Consider the following 15,716-nt stretch of genomic DNA (forward strand, 5'->3'; position numbering starts at 1 on the left):
GTTTTTCGGGCCGGAAGCTACGGATGTCGCAAAAAGCCCCCTGAAGCGTGCCAGCGGGCCTCCTGTCATGACTGCCTCTTGAGGTCATCAATGAGTGCGGCCTGTCCGATCAGGTGCGCCATGGTCATGCCGCGCGCCATGGCTTCCGCGAGATCCTCGGCCGACAATTTGAGATCCGCGAGTTTGCGCGCAGCGTCCCGCAGATCCTCGGCCGAAAACAGGATGTCGCGGACTTCGTCGATCATGCCATCCATGGCGGCCGCCGCGTCCTTCTCCAGCCGATCGGTCAGCTTTTCGAGCAGGTCCGGTTCCTCGCGGGAATGCGCCGAGGCAAAGAGCCGATCGAGGCTTTGCTTTGCGGTCAGCGGTTTTTTCTCTGTCTTGTCCTCGGGCGGAACGACCGTCTCACGTCCGCCGACCAACTCGGCACCCGTCGCGGGCGTGGGAATGCCGAGGCGGTCACGGAGAAAGCTGGCCTCAGCGGTCAGGCCATGCTTGGCGAGCTTGTCGAAAGCCTCGGCAAAGTCCTTCAGCGGCACTTCGTCCGGACGGCCGATGTGGATTTTCGGGTACTCGTCCTGGGGACCGAAATTGAAGGCGATGATATTAGGCACGAGCTGCGCATTGAGCGTGTCGGATGCGTCAAGCGCGTCGGAACGTTCAATGTCCTCCTGGACAAGGCGATGTTCCTTGGCGACGGCATGGCCACCGGAAACAGCGTCCGTCGTTGTCGTCTGCCCGAGGATCAGCTTGGAAATCTCGCGGTTATACCAGTCAGCCCGCTTTTCAAACATGTCCGTCGAGCTGCTCTTCGAGCCGACCTCGTGGAACTCGATCAGCATCTCGCGGGGAATAATGGCTGCGCAGTCGCCGGCAATGCCGGAGACTGCCCGCCATAAGACATCCTTTTCCTGCTCGGTTGCGCCCCGGCCATATTTGCCGATCCGGATCGGCTGGCCGTAGTTCTGCACGAAGACCGCCCAGTCTTTCACGGTGAAGCTCTTGAACATCCAAAGCCAGACGGCAACGCGGGCAATGCCAGAGCGGATGGTCAAGCCCGACTTCGCCTTGGAACGATGAACAACGAACTTGTGCGGAATGAGCGGCTCACCGGCAACGCCTTCGCGCAGCAGCAAGGTTTCGCCATCTTCCCGGTCAAACGTGAACCAGCGCTGTGTCCGCCAGGCAAGTGCGCGCGGCAGAATGTTCCCGTTCTTGTGGTGCCAATCTGTCTCCAGAACAGAGATTGCCTTGCCGATCGCATCGAGCATGTCAAAGAGAGCGGAACGCAGCACGCCTGTCTCAATCCAATCCCGCAGGAACTGGGCGTGCTTCTTGTGTTCAGCGCTATCCGACGCGGACGTGACGGTGATCGGAAGCTGCGCCACCGATCGGCGGCGCGTGGCGAGTTGCGCGAGGTAATGACTGTCGCGCTCCTCGATGTCCTCGGCCAGCTCGAAATACGCTTCTACCTCGCCCTGGTCTGCGGCCCGCAGAATGGACGCGAGCTTGAGCGGCGTCATGCCATCGGCAGGGTGACCGGAAATCCACTGGCGAACCCCGCCCACCTGTGCGCCGGCAACTTCTTCCGTCAGCTCGGCCGCGCTGACGACCTTGCCGTCCTGATCCTTCATGGAGCTGGCGAGGTGACGAGAAATCTTCTGCTTCTTCTTTTTCGCCATCAGAGCGATCCTCTCAGGTAGATATCGACAGACCCGCCACGGCGGTCATCGTCATGCATCGGCGGGCCGCCATTGTGGCCCTGCATCGGATTGGTGGGTTTGCGGTTGGTCTCGTACTCGTAGGCGATTGCCTCCTGGTTGGAGGCAAACCATGCCAACGCTCCGGCCGGCGCGGTATCGCCATGACGATCGTAACCGTCAGCGCCCTTGGTCGAGTGTTCGTCCGGAACCTTGATGATGCCATTGACGTAGGCCAGTGCCTGGTGATCGGCGAGAACGTCGGCGTCGTTCGGAAACAATACGCTCTTGTCGCCGAATGCTTCGATGTAACCGGGCATATTGGCTGCGTACCATTTGGCGGAAAGCATCACTTCATGGATGCATTCCCCCCAGCGCTGGCGAGCCTTCTCGGCAAGGTACTGGCCGTTGCCTCGTGCATCGAGCGCGCCGCCGATCAGACGCGGCAGGGCATCGCCGACATAGAAGAGGATATCGCGCTGCTGATCGAACGGGATGTTCTTCAGTTCGACGATCAGACGAGCACGGCGAATGAGATCAGGCCCAATCTCAAAAACTACGATTGCGGTCTTGTCGCCGGAGCGGGCGAAGTCTTCGCCGAAGCTGTGTTCGCGGTCTTTGTCGAGCCGGTCTAAAAGCGGCTTCAAGAGGCCTTCACAGAACTCTTCAGCCTGTTCGGCGCGCTCGAAATCGTCGAGGTTCTTGAATTCGTCCGGGCGGTCCCACCGGATGACGGCCGGCAGATCAGCACTCATGCAGCGCTCGATCAGGACGCGGGTCAGCGCCGATCCTTCCGCCTCTGCCGGGATTGCGTCCAGCTCCTGCTTCATCTTGGAGGTGCGCGTGCCGTAGGCCGAACGGATTTTCGCTTCCCAGGCGTCTTCCTTTTCCTGCGACCAATCCTCGCCCTTAATCAGGCAGACACGTTTGAACAGGCCGTTCTTGACCGCATCGCCGAAGGTGAAGGTGTGGAAGTTGAAGCCGTTCTTTCCGGCCTCGGCCTCCTTGATCAGTTCGTTGAACGGGTTGCTGACGCCGTTGTGCGAGGAAATGATGCGGACCTTGCCGCCCCAGATCAGAAGTGCGGCGACGGAATCAATGACGGCGCGAACATCACGGTGGAAGGCGGCTTCGTCGATACAGACCGTGCCCTGAAGACCGCGAATGTTTTCCGGGCGGGAAGAAAGCGCCTCGATGCGGAAACCGGACTTGAAGCGGATGATATAGCTGGAGATCGCGTTCGTGGTGCCGTCGTCGCGCTGATCGAAGAAAATGCCATCCTCGATCGTCAGCAGTTCCTTGGCGACGGTCTTGGCGAAATGCGCGGCATAGCCGATGAATTCCCGGCCCTTGGGCTTGGTGTCCGGGATATAAAAATAGTTCTGCCCGCCTGCTGACCGCTGGGCGGCGGCAATAAGGGTCGCGTCGAGCGCCTCGGCGAAAGTGATGCCCGTGCGTCGGCCCTTGGCGCAGCCCTTCAGAATGCTGTCGTCGGCAAGCCACTCGGCCTGGTGCGCCATAAGCACGCCCTCGGCCAGCGGGTCGAGATCGGCCGGAATATCGGCGCCACGAGGCAATTCGACCGGCAACATGGCCGGATCGATCGGAAGCACTGGCGGGTCCGTCCATTTGCCTTGCGGCAAACCGGGCAAGGCTTCAGCCACGCTGTTCCTCCATGCAAGCAAGACCGGTGCCTTTGCAGGACCGGCAATCGTTCTTCAGGTCATAGACGGTGCTGGAAATGCTGCCGTCACGTCGGCGGTTGATCCGCCTGATGGCCCGCCCCGTGCCATCGCACCTGGTGCACGGGTCTTTCGGAAGGGTGACAGTCATTATTCGCCATCCTCCTTGTCTGCGTCAGGCGCAACCTCGGGAACAGCTTTCGCCTTCGGCCGCACGCCGAGGAAGTCGCGACGGGCGCGGGCGATAGCCTCTTTCGAAATGCCGGGTTCATTGGAAAGCACGTCCAGCGCCTGTTCCGCCTTGGCCTTCATGTCGGCCTCAATGCGGCGAACCTTCTCTTCAGCCTCCAGCTTCAGGCGACGGTTCGACGATGCGACCTGGGCGGCCGAGGCAGCGCGCAGCGCGTTCGCCAGTTCCATGGCTCCCTTAGGTGAAATGCCTGCATCACCCGCCGATTGCAGCAGTTCGAAAATCAGCGTCTTGATAGCCTCGGCCGCGATCAGGGTCAGATCGTCGGAACCGGCCGCGTCCATGCGCTCGGAAATTGTGGCGGCAATCTCGCGCGTCTGTTCTAGCCGGCGCGTCATCTGTGACAGCCGGATGGCAAAGCGGTTGAACGCGGAAAAAGACGGGATGTCGAAATCGAGACCGATTTCGCCCTGGAGCGCGATCAGCTTTGTTTTCCACTCGGCATAAATGTCGAGCTGGCTGCGATCACGGTCGGCAAGTGCCTGCGATGCCCAGGAGATCGTATCGCTGCATTCGTCGGGCAGAAGATCGATTGCTGAAAGTCGGCCGCGTGCTTTTGCCATGTCAGACACCCACGCGCGACGGACGCTTCACGCCCTCGATCGCGGACTGGCGATCGACATGGCGACGGCCGAGATCGGTCAAGGAGGCAATCTTGATGCTGCCGGCGCTGACGACGACAACCGCGCCCATCGTCTCCAGATACTCGATCTGCTGATGCACCCAGGGCCGTTCCTGGTTGATACCAAAATTGGCAAGAACCGGCTCAAGCATGGAGCTGCTCAGGCTCTCATTCACCTGTTCCGCCAATGCCCTCAAGATGATGAGCCGCGCTTCTTCGCGCATGATTTTCATATAGTCGATGCCGATGCTCATTGTTTGCCTGCCGTTTCCACCAGTAGCTGGTTCATTCTTTCGTTCGTGGCTTTGATGGGCTTGAGGGTTTCGTTCAGAGTGTCGAGGCGGCCATTCACCTTCTCCAAGGCAAGCTCCAGACGGTGCTGGCTTTCCCGGTCGGGCAGGTAGCGCATTTCTCCCTCGATCGCTTGGATGCGGCGGTCATGGCTGGTCAGCTTGGTTTCATGAGCCTCCACGTCTTTGCCCAGGAGCGCGATTTCTTCGCGACCGCTTTTGATGTCAGCCTCAAGCTTCTTTTCGCCGCTGGAGAAGAAGCCCTTCAGGTGACCAAGGACCGCCAGACTGGAGAGAACTAGCGTCAGCCAGGGAATGATTTCGGTCGGCGTCATCGGCGGGCCTTCTCAAACTTCGTCTGACAGACGATGCAGCGGGTGGCGGACGGCAAGGCGATGCGGCGTTCGCGGGCAATGTCGTTCCCACAATCCTCACATTCCAGCGTGCCAGGCGTGCGCAATGCCCGCGACGCGGCGGCAATACCTGCCTCGCGTTCCTGTTCGGTCCGTTCGGCTGCTAGTTCGAAAGCGGCGTTTCCACCGAAATTCATGGTGAGGTCTCCGGCATGTTGTCGATCGCCGCGACGGCAGCTGCTCGGCGCGCGTCACAGGAGAGGATTTCGGTTCGGTCAGCACTCCAGCGGGTCGCGACCTCGCGCTGGGGAAGGTCACGATCGGGTACATCGCCAACCGCGCATGGCACACGGGACGCGGGCGGCACGGCGGGCTTGACGGTGCGAAGCACGAGAGGAGCTTTGCTTTCAGTGGGGGAGCAGGCGGACGCGATCACGGCCAAGGCCGCAATCATCGCCATTCGGCAAAGCCGCATTCTGTGTCTCCAGTTCTTCATTTCGCGCTCGCAGCGCATCGATCTTGGCGGAAGTGCTGCGCTCCAGGTCGAGCGCATAACGGGCTTGAGCCGCCTCGGCGTTGGCGGCTTTGGTGTTGGCGGCCTCGATCGCGGCCGTCCAACGGGCATCGCTCTCGGACTTCGTTCTGCTGACTGCCCGTTCCACCATGCCGTTGACGGTGGCGATGGTGAGCCCGCCGAGGAAAAGGGCAGCTCCGATCAGGAGCAGCACGATGATGACAGGCCTTGCCGCCTTCGTTAGCCAGGCTGAAATCATCGTGCAGGCTCCGACATGTCTTCCGGCTGGTCTCGGGGCATATAGGGCGGTTGCGAAGGCGGAACGGCTTCGTTTTGGGCGGCGGCCTCAAAATCCTTGCTGCCGTAGTGGCGATGGACGCCGAGCATGGTTGCGATCAGCGTCAGCAAGGCTGGCAGGGCTATAGTTGCCATACCGGTTGCCTCGGTCCGGCCCAAAAGCGCGCCAACGATTAGGAGATAAACGCCGCCCCACGAGGCCCAGAAAGAACCCCAAAGATATCGTTTCGATGTGCCGTAGGTGGGTTTCATCGGTATCAGGCCTCGCTTTTCGAGACCGGAACGCCGGCGCTGGAAAGCTCGACCTTGCCGCCGATCGGCGCGTCGGCCGTCTTTGGCCAGCGGACGCCGCCAGCAATGAGCCGGCTTTTTTCGATCCGTGTGATGGAAACCGAATTGTTCTGGTTGCCGCCAAGGACGTAATAGTGCGTCCGGTCTTCGCCCACATAAATGCCGACGTGGTGACCGCCCTTGCGGCTGAACACGAGGATCGCACCAAGCGCAATCCGGCCCTCAATACCGAACTTCTTCCAGTTTAAAGCGCCCAGCGGATTGGCTGGCAGGGCTTCTTTCGGAAGTGTTGTGGCGATGACATTGCCGATAAACAGGCCGCACCAGGGAATGTCATCGTCGGTGAAAAAACTTGCGACCCAGCCGCCGAGCTTGTTGGCCCAGCCCATAATGGTTGGATTGGATTTCGGCCCTGCGATTTCCTTCAGGCCCATGAAGCGGCGGGCCTCGCGCATCCAGACCGGCTCAGCCGGAACCACGACCTTGTCGTGAACGACAAGCGTGCTGCTCGGGTTTTTGCTCTTCACGCCACGAAGGAGGTTGATGGTCGCAGTATCGGCGCGGCCGGTCTCGTTCAGTCCTGCCGCATGCTGGAAACGCAGGAGCGCTGCGATAACCTCGCGACCATGAACGCCGTCCGCAATGCCGCCATAAGCGCCGGCGACACGCAGGCGGTCGATCAGCCATTCATCAAAAGTCTGGGTGGTCAAAGGAAAGCCCCGTCATGGTGGCAACTGGCGGAGATCGCGCGGGCCGATATGGGGGCAAATTAGAGTTTGGGCCTGAAACAAATCAGGCCCGCTGTGGCGGGCGGGCCTTTAGAACATTTCGATCTGGCGGGGGTCTGTCTTTCGCCTGGACTTAAGCGGCTCCCGTTCTCGGGCGCGCTTCAAAAGTCTTTCAACACCGCTTTCCGTCAAACCGAGACGTTTGGCAATATCGCGGTTGCTCATTTCGGCATCGGCATAGCGGCGGGCGCGAAACTCTCGTGCCAGAGGCACCCTTATATATCCGCCCGGATATGCTTTGGCTAGACGGTATGCAGCATCAACGCCGATCGTCGAGGAAAGTTCGCTGCGCTCCGGATCAGACGGAACATAAAGCCTGACGCCGGCATGCGCCTCGACCAGGGAAAAGAAGCCGTCTTCGCCAAGGGTGGATAAAAGATCAAGGGTGAGGTCTTCGGCCACGGGTAATCCTGTTCGAAATGTTGAGCTGCTCTTTGGTCAGCGCCCGCAGGCGGGCTTCAAGCTCGATACGTCGGTGCGAAAAGCGGGGCAGCTTGGCGATCCGTTCCGCGAGTTGGTCACGCCGGTTCTGAAGAACATCGATCTCCCGCTGGTCCGGCCAGCCAAAGAGCGGCATGCCATTCAGGGGAGCGATGTTGCCGGTCATCACTTTTTTGCCTTCTTCAGCCGGCGAACCTGCTGCCCAAAATGGTTCATCACAGTGATCCACTCTGCATCGCTCAAATTTCTGTAGCTGATGCTCTCGGTGACGATGTGGGTGACGGCCTGCCAGAACGCATTCGGCTCGGCCGGATGCAGGATCAACCACTGCGCGCGGGCGATCTTGTAGCCGGGGCTTTTCTCGTAAGGCTCGCACGGCAGGCGATCGGCCCATAAAACACCGGCCCGCGCCAGCATTCCCTTCAATGCCTCAACGACGCTGGCGGCGTCCTCTGCCTTGTGAACGAAACGCATATCCGAAATGTTCGGCAACTGCCTTCCCATGGCGAAGGCCTCAAGGGCGCTGTCGCGGCGATCGTCGACGATGCCAAGATTGTAACAGGCAATCCAGAGCGCCCGCATCATCGGCAGGTACTTGCCGGAAAGCTTGTGCTTGCCGTCGCGTCCGTCCTGACGGAAACCCGACAGTGTGGGTGTCGATGGCTTCGGCTTGTATCCGAGCCGTCGAAGCTCATCGACAACGGCGTTCTGCTGCTGTGCGTTCATAAGAGAAAGTCGAGACTGCCCCGTCACACGGGTATAGATATCGCGCTGGGCGTCCTCGTCAGTAATTCCGAGCTGACGGAAGCCGCCAAAGATGGAACGGTTGCGCAGGCTCATTTCGACATCCTCCGTGCCGCGTGGGCTGCGATGTCGGTAAGGCAGAACTCAGAGGATCGGCTTTCGTCGCCTTCCTCGGTAACGACCAGGACGAACATCTTGCCGCCCTTAGCGTGAACAAAATGGCCGTCCTTCAGAAATGCGTCGATCAGCGCCATCAGTAGCTGGTCGAGTTCAAATGTCCTCCGCATTGCAGGCCTCGTTGATTTCGGTGGATGTGTAGGTGACTTTGAAAATCGGGATGAAAAACCGCACGTAGACGAACTGGACGGACCAGCCCCGGCGCTCCGCCTTTTCCCAGGTCTCGGGCTGTCGGTATTTGGAGGCGATCGCTTTGGCGGCGGTCTCGCTCCATGTTTTCGGCAGAAGCTTTCCCGACGGAGAGCAAAGCACATGGCCCTTGGTGAACGCCGCAGGAATTCGGCACCTATTCGTCATGAGCGACAAACTCCATCACGTTGGGATGGTAAATGCAGTGGCAAGTGGCCAAGGTATTCTGAGAATTCCGATGCCGTCCTAGCGGTTTGCGCATTCCCGTGCTCACGGTTGCAACTCGCTAAACGACTTTTCAAAAGACTGAGAACGTGCTTCGAATAGTGACTGTTCTGAGGTGGGGGAATAAAAGGATGAATGGGACGCAGAAGGCTTGGCTGCTTTTTATCAGCGGCATTGCGTTCATTTTGTTTCTGGTCGTTGCGCTTTCCAGGATAGCTGAGGGAGAGGCACTCGACGTAGGACAATTCATCTACGATTACCAAACGCTCATAACTGGCATAGCAGCTGTTTTTGCCGCTGGTTACACCGTCCGTCAAATGATGCATAGCGACGTAAAGCAAGACCGGCGCCACGGCGAGGCGATGATGTTCGCAATGCGCGGTGAGATGAGACGTTTGGATCGGGGACTGCATCCGCAACTGGCTGAGATGCGTCACGCTTTGGAAGGTCTGGACGCTCTTTGGCTGGACATAGACGACTACAAAAGCGAGCCAAATTTTAACTACAGGTGGTTTGATGATATCGCTGAGCCGCTTAGCTCCGTTGTTTGGTCGATCTTCCGCATTCTGGATAGGCCAACAATCAAAGATGCAGCCGAATTTTTTGACGGCGCGCTTTTGATTGCATATGAGCGTGCCCGTGACGACACGAACAATGTAAAAATTTGGGTTTTCCGTCACATTGAAGTAACTACATCCACCGGCAGAGAGAGCGCCCAGAACCTCGAACTCTATCGGCGACAATGGGACGACCAGAGCGTTTTTTTGATGGGTGTTACGTCGGATTTTCCAACCGTCATTCGAAATCTTGTTACAAATATGGAAAATGCCGCTGCGGAACTCGCGCAGCTGAAAGGGCGTTTTAGCTTTGCGTAATGGGCCATCAACGATTCTAGTCATCTCAGGCCTCATGCCTTCGCCAGATCGATGGTGATGGCCTGCCACTCGGCCTCAAGGCGATGGCGCTTGTAGAACCGCACATATTCCTTCGAGCCCGTAACACGGATCGCGTCACGGATAGCTTCCATTGCCGTCCTCCAACGGCTGTCCTCGATTTCCAGTTTCAACAGCATGAAGACATCGGCGCGGTTCACCTGACCTTCCTTTTCGGTATTGAAAGCACGGCTGACGATGGACTGAATTTCTGGGCGGCTGTCGGCACTCCACTCGATCAAGCACTCGTCAATCAGTGTTTTCGCGATCTGAAGCTCTGGGCCAAAGCTAATGAGGTCGGAAACCTGAACCTGAATTTTCATCAGGCCGTCATAGGTCTGATAGGTGCGGTTACCCTTTTGGCCCCCGATCTTAACCTTGTACTTTTCGGCAAGCAGGGCATCGAGCGCCGATAGGTCCGCTGCGGTATGACCGCGAAAACGCGAGAGCTGCGCGTTCAGGTTCAAGGCGAATTCGATGCATTTGCGCACCGTCTGATCCTCAAGCTTATACTGATCCTTCACGTTGCCGATCGGATCGAGACCGCCCTTGGCATTATGCATGAATTCCCGGCCGTTCATGACGGTGATGCCGGGTTTGCTGTTTTCTTCCAGAATTACGGACTGCATGGGTTTAACCTCATAAATTAATGTGAAAGGGGATCAGGCCGCGTCGCCACCGGACGGCGCGGTAGGTGCAGGAGCATTGGAGGGTTTGGGGCGGAACTGGACGACCTTGCCGCCGTCCATGGTGTCGGGCCGCATAAGGCCGAGGACCTCTGCCGTGATCGCGTTCATGTCGGAGAGCAGCTTGACGCGATCCTCAGACGCGCGGCGGTTCCACTCCGCCTGCGACCAGGCGTTTTCAAGCTTTCGCGCCAGATCGGCTATCCGGCCGAGGTGAACGATGAAGCTGGCGGACGTGACGCGATCGAGATGGATCAAACCGTGCTGAGCGACGACGCTATTCAGGTCGCGCTGCAACTCATGCAAAAAATCGGAAACGCATTCAGGCTTCGCCGTCATTCTTCTTTCCTCCAAAGTTCGGGCGGATGATGTTGCTCTCTGCCTTTTCAAGCAGTCCCGTGAGTTCGCCGGTTGCGAGCTGCTCGGCCGTCTTGGCGAGAAGCTTCCCGGCTTCGCTGTCGCGAAGAATGGAAAGCTCCAGCTCAAGGTGGCCGGCCTGCTGTGACAGGGCGCGAAGGGTTTTCAGGACGGTCTGGGCGGATTCCGCGTCCAGCGTCAGTTTTTCGTCCGGCGTCATCTTTTTGGCTTCCGCGAAGATGCCCGCGAGGTAATCCAGATGAGATTTCAGGTCGGGAATTTCCGGCGTCATAGGCTGTCTCCCATGTCGCGGTTCTTCCAGGCGGCCTGAAGATGCTCCAGACGCACACCTTCCTCGCCATCTCCGATGGCAAGCATGGAGGCGGCTTTCATGGTGCGATCGATCTGGCGCAGCGCGCCCGGCTTGCTGGCAATGCCTTTCAGGAAGGTGGCGCAATCGGTGCCTTCCTCAACGCCCCACGCCTTGATGAGCATTTCTGCGTCTGCAGCCGGATTGCGCGCCGTCCTGACCTGTCGGTCAAACCGGGAAAGCACCTGCGCGCGGCTTGCGACTGAACGCCCGACGTCCTTTATGAAGGCCGTGGCGGTATCCTCATTGCCGAGCAGGGCAACGCCGCAATGGTCGTTATCGACGAAGTGGCGCAACTGGTTGACGGCTTCTGGCACGGCGTTCTGTGCCTCGTCGATGATCAACAGCGAGCCTTCACCGACACGTTTCAGCTTGGCGCCGATCGAGCGGACGAACCGCGCGGGGTTATGCTCATGCACTTCAAGTGCCGCGCAAAGTTCAACGAGCATGCCGTGAACGGTTTTGGTGCTCGGGCTAAGTGTGGCCATGAAGACGTGCGGCCGCGTGTTCAGGAAGTGCTTTGCAGCGGTGGTTTTACCGGAGCCTGCGGGCAGCGTGACGCGGATGAAACCGGATGTCACCTGGGCAAACAGCAGGGCGTTGTAAACGTCCATCCCGACCGCCGTGCGCTGGAATGGAGGCGACACCGGCATTGTGGCCGCCATGTTCTGGCTCGCGTCGAGCGCATCGAGCCAGTTGGCAACCTTCTGGTTGATGTTCGCCAAGACGCCGAGATATTTGCCGCCAAACCACGGCGACAACGTGCCGTCCGGTACATCGGTGCGGCGGGACACTTCGGCTTTCGTCCAGCCAAATTCCGTCGCAGCGTCAACCATCCGCGATGTCAGCTTGCGCCATTCATCAACGTCGGAAGCAGGATGCTTTGCGGTAAACTCGATTGTCGGTTGAGACTGTTCCCACACGCTATTTGTGTTGGTGGTCTTTTTCATGCTAGGGTTCCTTTGTTCAATTGCGGGGCGGCCTTCGGGTCGCTCATTTTTTTTCGCCCTGTTGGACTGGAACCGTACTCAGTACTTCTCGGCTCTTCTTTTGCGGGCAGGCTTGCCGCCTGCCTCGGTATTCCCCGTGGGGAATTGGATGATCGCGCTTTCCCCGCCCGCCACTCGGGCGAGGCCACGCGCAAAACTGTCTTCGAATTGATCGGCGCTGACCGTCTCGACCGGCGCATGTGCAAGGTTGCCGGTGACGAGGCGCGTGACGACGGAACGAACCGGCGTCTGCGGACGCTTCGCGGCCTCGGCCTTCCGGCCTTTCTCCATGATCTCGCCAAGCTGCATCGGTGAGAGCGCCGCATTGCTCTTGGCCACGGCCTGAAGGTTTTTGACGTGCGTCTTGCGTGCCTTCTCCTGGCGACGGGCAGCACCCGTATCGGCAAAGCCGGTTTTAGCCAGGCAGTCGGCATCACAAAGGAAGCGGCCTTCCGGGTCGTAGACCTTGACCGGCTTATGCAGGTCGGCCGGGTCGAACCGAACCGTCAGCTTCTTGCCGATCCACTCGTTAAGCACCGCATTCCAGTAGCGATTACCGTGCATGTGGATCGCGCCGTCCGGCTTGCGCGCCGTGATGGCAACGGCCGACAGCATCCAAAGCGAACGCTGTGCCATGCTGGCATAGCGAACAATGGTGGATGGTTCCGCGATTGACGCGTCGAACGTTTGCGCGAAACTGCGACCGTTGGCGGTTTCCGTGGTGCGGTTCAGTCGGTGATTATGCTCGTCAACGCAATGTGCAACATGGCGCTGGAGCGTTTCGAGCGGAATGGCGCTGTTGCCGTAGTTTTCTGGCTTCGCCTCGGGCTTGTTGCCGGTGTAGCAACCGGACATCGACGGATGCTTGGAGATTTCCTCGGCAAGATCGCGCCAGGCGCGCTCGATCGGCTTCGACTGACCGGAGCGCGGCTTCACGAAATGCGGCTCGATGTCGAGGGTTTTCAGGAGGCCGGCAACGTCGTCCTCATTCACCTTGAAACGGTGGCGGGTCTTTGCCCCGCCGGAAATCATCTTGCCCGCAAAGGCACGGCCGTTGTCCATATAGATGTGATAGGGCAGCATGCCCTCATGGTTCTCGATCATCGAACCGATGCAGGTGCGAACCGCTTCCCATGTCTCGGCCTCGGAGAGCGTCCACGAAAGCACCTTGCGGGAATAGACATCCTGAATGCCGATCAGGATCACGCGCACGGGTGTTTCCGACCATGGTGCCTTCACGAACAGGTCGAGCTGGTGACCATCGGTGTTGACGATCTCCATTGCATGCAGATGAGAAACCGTGCGCTTCTGGGCGGGGAAAAGCAACTTTGCCTTGTCCTTGCCTTCGCGGGCGATGATCTGCGCAGCCTTTGGTACTTCCGCATCCAGGCGGCGGCGCAAGGAACGCTCCGAAGGGATTGGTGACAGGTTCTGGTCGCGGGCAACCATCATCATGCGGCGATAGCAGGCGCTAAACGACGGGCGCTCTGGCCGCAGGAAGTCGGATTTCAGGATTTTCCATGCTTCCAGGTGGCAGGGGGTGACATGGGCAGCTTCACCGCTGGCGCTGCCCGAAAACGCCGGGGCGAGGGCGGCGAGCCAGTCCTGGCGGGAATGGCCTTCGATCATCTTGCGCCACTCGTAGTAGGTTGCCGGCACGATATCGGCCCTGCGGGTAACGTGGGCGACGGCATGTTTCATGCTGATGCCCGAGGCCCTCAGTTCCTCAACTTCCGTCAGTACGGCGAAGCGGGTCTTGCAGATAGCCTTATGGGCGTCTGAAAGGGCCTCAAATCGGTCCCAAAGCATCTTTGAGAGTTTCGTAGGGCGCGGATCGGTCGGCTCCGCATTGAGGAAAGCAAGCTTCGCCTGCGCTACCGGAGGCAGGAAGGAATAATGGTACTCAAAACCGCCGCCCTGTCCGGCCTTGGGACGGGCTTTCACGGTGGATCGGACGCCAGAGCGGGCAATAAACAACTCAAGCCCTTGGCGCGTGCTCGGAACACCCGGCAAAGCTGCCTGGGCCAGTTCGGCCGATGTGAACCATTCTTTCTTCATTTGCGCACCCGACGAATGTGCACCGGCGTCGCCTGAAGAACTTTCAGTTCCTGGGCGAGCTTCTTTTGCTCTTGGCGAATGCGCGACATTTCCGCGAGGCGGGCCTCGTCGCCTTCGAGCAGCAACAGGCCGTCATCGGAAACAACGACATCCCAAAGCCAGAAGGCGTTGGTGGCGCGGACAAACGCCTTGAAGCGCGGCATGCTGATGTCGTGGGCCGTTTTGCTTTCGGCGGTGTAGCTGTCGAGAGCGGACTTCGAGACCTTGTCCAGGCCGAGATAGTAGGCCATGCGTGCCGCGATCGTGTCGCGGTCATACTGGCATTCGCGGATGGCACGGGCCATTTCGCGTTTCAAGGTCGAACGGAAGCGGTCGATATCGAGACGTTCCGATGCAGAGCGCACCGGGAAAACTGTCTCTTTGAAAAAGTCCATCTGGTTGGGATCGCGTTTGCTGCTCATGCTGCCTCCTCGCGGATCGCGGCCATAAGCGCATCCGGCGTGTCAGACATGCCGATGTGTTCAAGGAAGCTTTCGCGGGTTTCGTCGCTCGCCTCGTCCCAGGCGGCGATCAGTTTCGTCAGGATGGTGGATTGAGAAGGAACGGGAGGCGTGGCGACCAGAGCCGGGGGCTTGGTGAAGGCCAGTACCTTTTTCACATCCCGGGTGTGCTTCAACGCGCCGGCTATAGCGATCTGGTCTTCCCGAGGAAGCTTGGCCAAGGTCAAAAGCTGCGACTGATCGTTTTCAGCCGTGGTGCCGCGCACCGCCTGTCTCAGCACCGGATCGAGATTTTTCCCGATGCTGGTCACCTTTTCATAGGTGCTCTGACCGAAGCCGAAGCGCTCTTTTACGCGCTCGGAAAGCTCCCGCCCGCCAGAGAAGATAATTCCGTAATCGTTACGGTTTTTTTCCGAAGGTCGGCCGCGCTTGATCTCGCCGTGCTTTTCTTCCCACAGCTCACGGTACTTCATGACGAAGATGGCGCGATCAAGCGGGTTCAACTCGTTGCGGTACAGATTCTCGGAGATTTCGAGCAACTGCGCTTCAACGGCGTCAGCCTTGACGACAATGGCGTCGATCTCCGCCCAGCCGAGCAACGTTGCGGCGGTGGTGCGGTAGCCGCCTGCCACCAGAGTGAAGGGCGTTCCCTTCCTCGCAGGCGTCTTGCGGATCATGATCGGGCTGATCTGCCCGTGTTCTGACATCGAAGCGGCAATCGCCTCGACGTAATCCATGTCGATCGGGCGCAGGCGCTCGCCGATATGGATGCTGGATACGGCAACGCGAATGAACTCAGCCATATGCCGCGTCCTGTCCGGCCGCCTCGTGCAGCATGGTCATAAAGTTGTCTTTTGCCCGCGCGGCAATCCGTTCGTAAGCCTTGTCAAATACCGGCTCGAAGCGTCGCGCCTCGACGATGCGCACCGCCTGCATGACAGTCCAGCGGGCCACGCCGAGCAAGACGACCAGGCGACGGCGCGGCACGTTGAAATCGACATGAAGCACATATATCGCCAGCTGGCGGGCAAGCTTCGCATCGAACATTTCGGCAGGGGGATTGATGATGTGACGAAGGGGAAGGTGATTGAAGTGAGAGCGTGTGGCGCGGTAGCTGGACGCCACCATCGCCTGCAGGCGCTCCTCATCGGAATACGGATTTACCATCGAAAACCTCGGGTTCGTCGCACGGCGACGGTATTGCGGCAGATCGATGCCGGGGCGGTGGGGACCGGGATTTTGGCCGCCCCGGCATCTGGCG

At 59.3% G+C, this 15,716-nt stretch carries 24 protein-coding genes; 1 reads left to right on the forward strand and 23 read right to left on the reverse strand.

Annotated features, from left to right (window positions below; genetic code table 11):
- Positions 1 to 65: 65 nt before the first annotated feature.
- The 15 genes from AC5SEO_RS01235 to AC5SEO_RS01305 all read right to left on the reverse strand — a co-directional run bounded on the left by AC5SEO_RS01235 (position 66) and on the right by AC5SEO_RS01305 (position 8,506).
- Positions 66 to 1,682, reverse strand: coding sequence for a DUF935 domain-containing protein (locus tag AC5SEO_RS01235; RefSeq protein ID WP_495363676.1), 1,617 nt, complete (start codon positions 1,680 to 1,682; stop codon positions 66 to 68).
- Positions 1,682 to 3,292 (reverse strand): hypothetical protein, encoded by a 1,611-nt coding sequence (locus AC5SEO_RS01240; protein ID WP_255610165.1) that lies wholly within the window; start codon positions 3,290 to 3,292, stop codon positions 1,682 to 1,684. Before AC5SEO_RS01240 ends, AC5SEO_RS01235 begins: the two co-directional genes overlap by 1 nt.
- A 64-nt stretch (positions 3,293 to 3,356) precedes the next feature.
- Positions 3,357 to 3,533 (reverse strand): hypothetical protein, encoded by a 177-nt coding sequence (locus AC5SEO_RS01245; RefSeq protein ID WP_495363677.1) that lies wholly within the window; start codon positions 3,531 to 3,533, stop codon positions 3,357 to 3,359.
- Positions 3,533 to 4,195, reverse strand: coding sequence for a phage protein Gp27 family protein (locus AC5SEO_RS01250; protein WP_495363678.1), 663 nt, complete (start codon positions 4,193 to 4,195; stop codon positions 3,533 to 3,535). The genes AC5SEO_RS01245 and AC5SEO_RS01250 overlap by 1 nt, the downstream gene beginning before the upstream one ends.
- A 1-nt stretch (position 4,196) precedes the next feature.
- Complete coding sequence (locus AC5SEO_RS01255; RefSeq protein WP_495363679.1) at positions 4,197 to 4,508, reverse strand: VpaChn25_0724 family phage protein; 312 nt, start codon at positions 4,506 to 4,508, stop codon at positions 4,197 to 4,199.
- Complete coding sequence (locus tag AC5SEO_RS01260) at positions 4,505 to 4,879, reverse strand: DUF2730 family protein (RefSeq protein ID WP_495363680.1); 375 nt, start codon at positions 4,877 to 4,879, stop codon at positions 4,505 to 4,507. Before AC5SEO_RS01260 ends, AC5SEO_RS01255 begins: the two co-directional genes overlap by 4 nt.
- Positions 4,876 to 5,094: a TraR/DksA C4-type zinc finger protein gene (locus tag AC5SEO_RS01265; protein ID WP_495363681.1), complete on the reverse strand. Its 219-nt coding sequence runs from the start codon at positions 5,092 to 5,094 to the stop codon at positions 4,876 to 4,878. The genes AC5SEO_RS01260 and AC5SEO_RS01265 overlap by 4 nt, the downstream gene beginning before the upstream one ends.
- Before the next feature lie 210 nt (positions 5,095 to 5,304).
- Complete coding sequence (locus tag AC5SEO_RS01270; protein WP_495363682.1) at positions 5,305 to 5,670, reverse strand: hypothetical protein; 366 nt, start codon at positions 5,668 to 5,670, stop codon at positions 5,305 to 5,307.
- The gene (locus tag AC5SEO_RS01275) at positions 5,667 to 5,960 is read right to left on the reverse strand and encodes a hypothetical protein (RefSeq protein ID WP_495363683.1); all 294 of its coding nucleotides are present in this window, start codon (positions 5,958 to 5,960) and stop codon (positions 5,667 to 5,669) included. Before AC5SEO_RS01275 ends, AC5SEO_RS01270 begins: the two co-directional genes overlap by 4 nt.
- Positions 5,961 to 5,965: 5 nt before the next feature.
- Positions 5,966 to 6,709 (reverse strand): TIGR02594 family protein, encoded by a 744-nt coding sequence (locus AC5SEO_RS01280; RefSeq protein WP_495363685.1) that lies wholly within the window; start codon positions 6,707 to 6,709, stop codon positions 5,966 to 5,968.
- Positions 6,710 to 6,817: 108 nt separating this feature from the next.
- Entirely contained in the window at positions 6,818 to 7,189 is a 372-nt protein-coding gene (locus AC5SEO_RS01285; RefSeq protein ID WP_495363686.1) for a sigma factor-like helix-turn-helix DNA-binding protein, read from the reverse strand.
- Positions 7,167 to 7,394 carry a hypothetical protein gene (locus tag AC5SEO_RS01290; RefSeq protein WP_495363687.1) on the reverse strand — a complete coding sequence of 76 codons (228 nt, stop codon included), beginning with the start codon at positions 7,392 to 7,394 and terminating at the stop codon, positions 7,167 to 7,169. The genes AC5SEO_RS01285 and AC5SEO_RS01290 overlap by 23 nt, the downstream gene beginning before the upstream one ends.
- Entirely contained in the window at positions 7,394 to 8,068 is a 675-nt protein-coding gene (locus tag AC5SEO_RS01295; RefSeq protein ID WP_495363688.1) for a regulatory protein GemA, read from the reverse strand. The genes AC5SEO_RS01290 and AC5SEO_RS01295 overlap by 1 nt, the downstream gene beginning before the upstream one ends.
- Positions 8,065 to 8,259, reverse strand: a complete 195-nt coding sequence (locus tag AC5SEO_RS01300) for a hypothetical protein (RefSeq protein WP_495363689.1) — start codon at positions 8,257 to 8,259, stop codon at positions 8,065 to 8,067. Before AC5SEO_RS01300 ends, AC5SEO_RS01295 begins: the two co-directional genes overlap by 4 nt.
- Complete coding sequence (locus tag AC5SEO_RS01305; protein WP_495363690.1) at positions 8,243 to 8,506, reverse strand: hypothetical protein; 264 nt, start codon at positions 8,504 to 8,506, stop codon at positions 8,243 to 8,245. The genes AC5SEO_RS01300 and AC5SEO_RS01305 overlap by 17 nt, the downstream gene beginning before the upstream one ends.
- A 188-nt stretch (positions 8,507 to 8,694) precedes the next feature.
- On the opposite strand from AC5SEO_RS01305, the gene AC5SEO_RS01310 reads away from it, so the two are divergent.
- A complete protein-coding gene (locus AC5SEO_RS01310) occupies positions 8,695 to 9,438 on the forward strand; it encodes a hypothetical protein (RefSeq protein WP_495363691.1) in 744 nt (247 codons plus the stop codon).
- A gap of 32 nt (positions 9,439 to 9,470) precedes the next feature.
- On the opposite strand, the gene AC5SEO_RS01315 is transcribed toward AC5SEO_RS01310, so the two are convergent.
- The 8 genes from AC5SEO_RS01315 to AC5SEO_RS01350 all read right to left on the reverse strand — a co-directional run bounded on the left by AC5SEO_RS01315 (position 9,471) and on the right by AC5SEO_RS01350 (position 15,622).
- Positions 9,471 to 10,124 (reverse strand): DUF3164 family protein, encoded by a 654-nt coding sequence (locus tag AC5SEO_RS01315; RefSeq protein WP_495363693.1) that lies wholly within the window; start codon positions 10,122 to 10,124, stop codon positions 9,471 to 9,473.
- Between the two features lie 33 nt (positions 10,125 to 10,157).
- On the reverse strand, positions 10,158 to 10,520 hold the full coding sequence (locus tag AC5SEO_RS01320) for a hypothetical protein (RefSeq protein ID WP_495363694.1): 363 nt from the start codon (positions 10,518 to 10,520) through the stop codon (positions 10,158 to 10,160).
- On the reverse strand, positions 10,504 to 10,830 hold the full coding sequence (locus AC5SEO_RS01325; protein ID WP_495363695.1) for a hypothetical protein: 327 nt from the start codon (positions 10,828 to 10,830) through the stop codon (positions 10,504 to 10,506). Before AC5SEO_RS01325 ends, AC5SEO_RS01320 begins: the two co-directional genes overlap by 17 nt.
- Positions 10,827 to 11,858, reverse strand: coding sequence for an AAA family ATPase (locus tag AC5SEO_RS01330; protein WP_060642437.1), 1,032 nt, complete (start codon positions 11,856 to 11,858; stop codon positions 10,827 to 10,829). Before AC5SEO_RS01330 ends, AC5SEO_RS01325 begins: the two co-directional genes overlap by 4 nt.
- A 78-nt stretch (positions 11,859 to 11,936) precedes the next feature.
- Entirely contained in the window at positions 11,937 to 13,955 is a 2,019-nt protein-coding gene (locus AC5SEO_RS01335; RefSeq protein ID WP_495363696.1) for a transposase domain-containing protein, read from the reverse strand.
- On the reverse strand, positions 13,952 to 14,416 hold the full coding sequence (locus tag AC5SEO_RS01340; RefSeq protein WP_060642435.1) for a hypothetical protein: 465 nt from the start codon (positions 14,414 to 14,416) through the stop codon (positions 13,952 to 13,954). Before AC5SEO_RS01340 ends, AC5SEO_RS01335 begins: the two co-directional genes overlap by 4 nt.
- Entirely contained in the window at positions 14,413 to 15,258 is an 846-nt protein-coding gene (locus AC5SEO_RS01345) for a ParB N-terminal domain-containing protein (RefSeq protein WP_495363697.1), read from the reverse strand. Before AC5SEO_RS01345 ends, AC5SEO_RS01340 begins: the two co-directional genes overlap by 4 nt.
- Positions 15,251 to 15,622, reverse strand: coding sequence for a hypothetical protein (locus tag AC5SEO_RS01350; protein WP_112191594.1), 372 nt, complete (start codon positions 15,620 to 15,622; stop codon positions 15,251 to 15,253). Before AC5SEO_RS01350 ends, AC5SEO_RS01345 begins: the two co-directional genes overlap by 8 nt.
- Positions 15,623 to 15,716 lie beyond the last annotated feature (94 nt).

It is taken from the genome of Agrobacterium sp. K11, assembly GCF_059429395.1.